Annotated in this window: 1 protein-coding gene; it reads right to left on the minus strand. The window is 74.0% G+C overall.

From position 1 onward, the window contains the following. Positions 1 to 2,814: SDR family NAD(P)-dependent oxidoreductase (locus ACWD4P_RS38055; protein ID WP_449782798.1), on the minus strand; the 2,814-nt coding region annotated here is incomplete at both ends.

A 2,814-nucleotide genomic window follows, 5' to 3' on the forward strand; every position in this document is an offset into this window, starting at 1 on the left:
CAGGTTCACGCCGTCCAGCAGTTGGGTGAGGGCGTCGCGGTCGGAGACGTCGCAGGCGGCGACGGTCGCTTCGGCTCCCAGGGCGGCGAGTTCGGCGACGAGTTCGCTCGCGCCGGGGGCGTCGGGGCCGCGTCGGCTGGTGAGCAGCAGGCGGCGCACGCCGTGCTCGGTGACCAGGTGGCGGGCGAACAGGGCGCCGAGGCCGCCGGTGCCGCCGGTGACCAGGACGGTCTCGTCGGCCTCGAAGAGGACAGTCCCGCCGGACGCGGACGACTCGACGCGCACCAGGCGCGGAACGTACAACGCCTCGGCGCGGACCGCGAGTTCGGGCTCGCCGGAGGCGACGACGGCGCCCAGGGCGTGCGGAAGGGCGGTGAGGTCGTCGAGGTCGGCGAGGGTGATGCGTCCGGGGTTCTCGGCCTGGGCTGCGCGGATCAGGCCCCAGATGGGGGCGCCGGCGAGGTCGGTGATCTCGGGGTGGGCGACGGCGCCCGAGGTGACGACGACCAGGCGGGAGTGGGCGAGACGGTCGTCGGCCAGCCATGCCTGGAGCGCGTTCAGGACCCGGCCGAGGCCGGCCCGCACGCCGGCCGGTACGTCACCGCTCTGCGGCGCGCACGGCAGCACGACCACCGACGGCGCCTCGGCGCCCGAGGCGACGGCCTCGACGAGCGCGGCCATCGACGGGTACGAGTCGGCACCCGAGGCTGCGGCGTCCCCGCCGACGAGCGCCCAGCGGTCCGTGAGTGCCACACCTGGCGCGGAGCGGCCGCCCGACCACTCGACGCCGAACAGCGCGGCGTCCCGACCGGTGGCGCCGGTCAGCTGGTCGGCGACCACGGGGCGGCCGAGCACGGACTCGACCGACAGCACCGGCTGCCCGGCGGCGTCGGCGACGGTCAGAGTGATGCTGCCCTCACCGGCCGCGGCCAGGCGCACCCGCAGCGCGGTGGCGCCGACAGCACGCAGGGCGACACCCTTCCACACGAACGGCAGGACGGTCTGGCCGCCGCGGTGGCCGTCGTCGTCGAACAGGACCGCGTGCATCGCGGCGTCGAGGAGTGCGGGGTGGAGGCCGAAGCGGGCGGCGTCGGCGTGGGCGTCCTCGGGGAGCGCGACCTCGGCGAAGGTCTCCTCGCCCCGGCGCCAGGCCGCGCGCAGGGCCTGGAAGGTCGGGCCGTATCCGTAGCCCTGCTCCTCCAGCAGCTCGTACGCACCGGCGACGTCCACGGCCTCGGCGCCCGGCGGCGGCCACTCGACCAGGTCGGCGGACGCGGCGCGAGCGGCGCCTTCGGTGCCGAGCACACCCTCGGCGTGCAGGACCCAGGAGCCGGCTTCGTCACTGCGGGAGTGGACGGTGACGGTACGGTCGCCGCGCTCGTCGGCGCCGGTGACCGTGACCTGGACCGCGACACCGCCGAAGACGGGCAGAACCAGCGGGGCCTGGAGCGCGAGCTCGGTGAGGACGTCGCAGCCGACCTGTCGGCCGGCCCGCAGGGCGAGTTCGACGAATCCGGTGCCGGGAAGCAGGATCGCGTCGCCGATGCGGTGGTCGGCCAGCCAGGGCTGGGTCTCGACGGACAGGCGGCCCGTCATCATGGTGCCGCCGGACTCCGGCATGGCGACGACGGCGCCCAGCAGCGGGTGGTCCGCGGCGTCGAGACCAGCGGAGGTCACACCGCCGAAGTCACCGCCGAACCAGGAGCTCGCCAGGTACTCGCGGGTGTCCAGCCAGAAGCGCTCGCGCTGGAAGGGGTAGGTGGGCAGGTCGGTGTGCTGGGTGCGGAGGCCGGTGAAGGCGGTGGCCCAGTCGATGGTCACACCGGTGGTGTGGAGCGAGCCCAGAGCTGCGAGGAAGGTGGTGTTCTCGTCGCGGTCGCGGCGCTGGGTGGGGATGACGGTGGTGTCTTCGGTCGTCTGCTGGGCCATGGCGGTGAGGACGGCGTCGGGGCCGATCTCCAGCAGGGTGGTGACTCCGTTGTCGGTCAGGGTGCGGACGGCGTCGGTGAAGCGGACGGCGGCGCGGACCTGGTTGACCCAGTACTGCGGGTCGGTGAGTTCGGTGGTGGTGAGGGTGCCGGTGACGGTGGAGACGAGCGGGATGGTGGGCTCGTTGTAGGCCAACTCCCGTGCCACGGTGGCGTACTCGGCGAGCATGGGCTCCATGAGCACGCTGTGGAAGGCGTGGGAGACGCGCAGGCGCGAGGTGCGGCGGCCCTGGGTGGCGAAGCGCTCGGCGAGCGCCTCGACAGCGGTCGCTTCGCCTGAAATGACCACGGAGCGGGGGCCGTTGAGGGCGGCGATGTCGACGCCGTCGGTCAGGTGCGGGGTGACCTCGTCCTCGGTGGCCTCGACGGCGATCATCGCACCGCCGCCCGGAAGGGCCTGCATCAGCTTGCCGCGTGCGGCGACGAGTCGGGCGGCGTCGGTCAGGGTCCAGACGCCGGCGACGTGGGCGGCGGCGAGTTCGCCGATGGAGTGCCCGGCGAGGTACTGCGGCTGGACGCCCCACGACTGCAGGAGCGCGAACAGCGCGACCTCGACGGCGAACAGGGCGGTCTGGGTGTACGCGGTCTGGTTGAGGAGGTCACCGTCCTCGCCCCAGACCACCTCGCGCAGGGGTCGGTCGAGCCACCGGTCGAGTTCGGCGCAGACCTGGTCGAAGCGGGCCGCGAACACGGGGTGGGCGTTGTACAACTCCTGCCCCATGCCGAGGCGCTGGGCGCCCTGGCCGGTGAACAGGAAGCCGGTGGTCCCGCCGGAGCGGGCCGGTCCGGTGAGCGGTTCGGTGCCGTCGGCGATGCGGTCGAGCGC

Source organism: Kitasatospora sp. NPDC002543 (assembly GCF_053594915.1).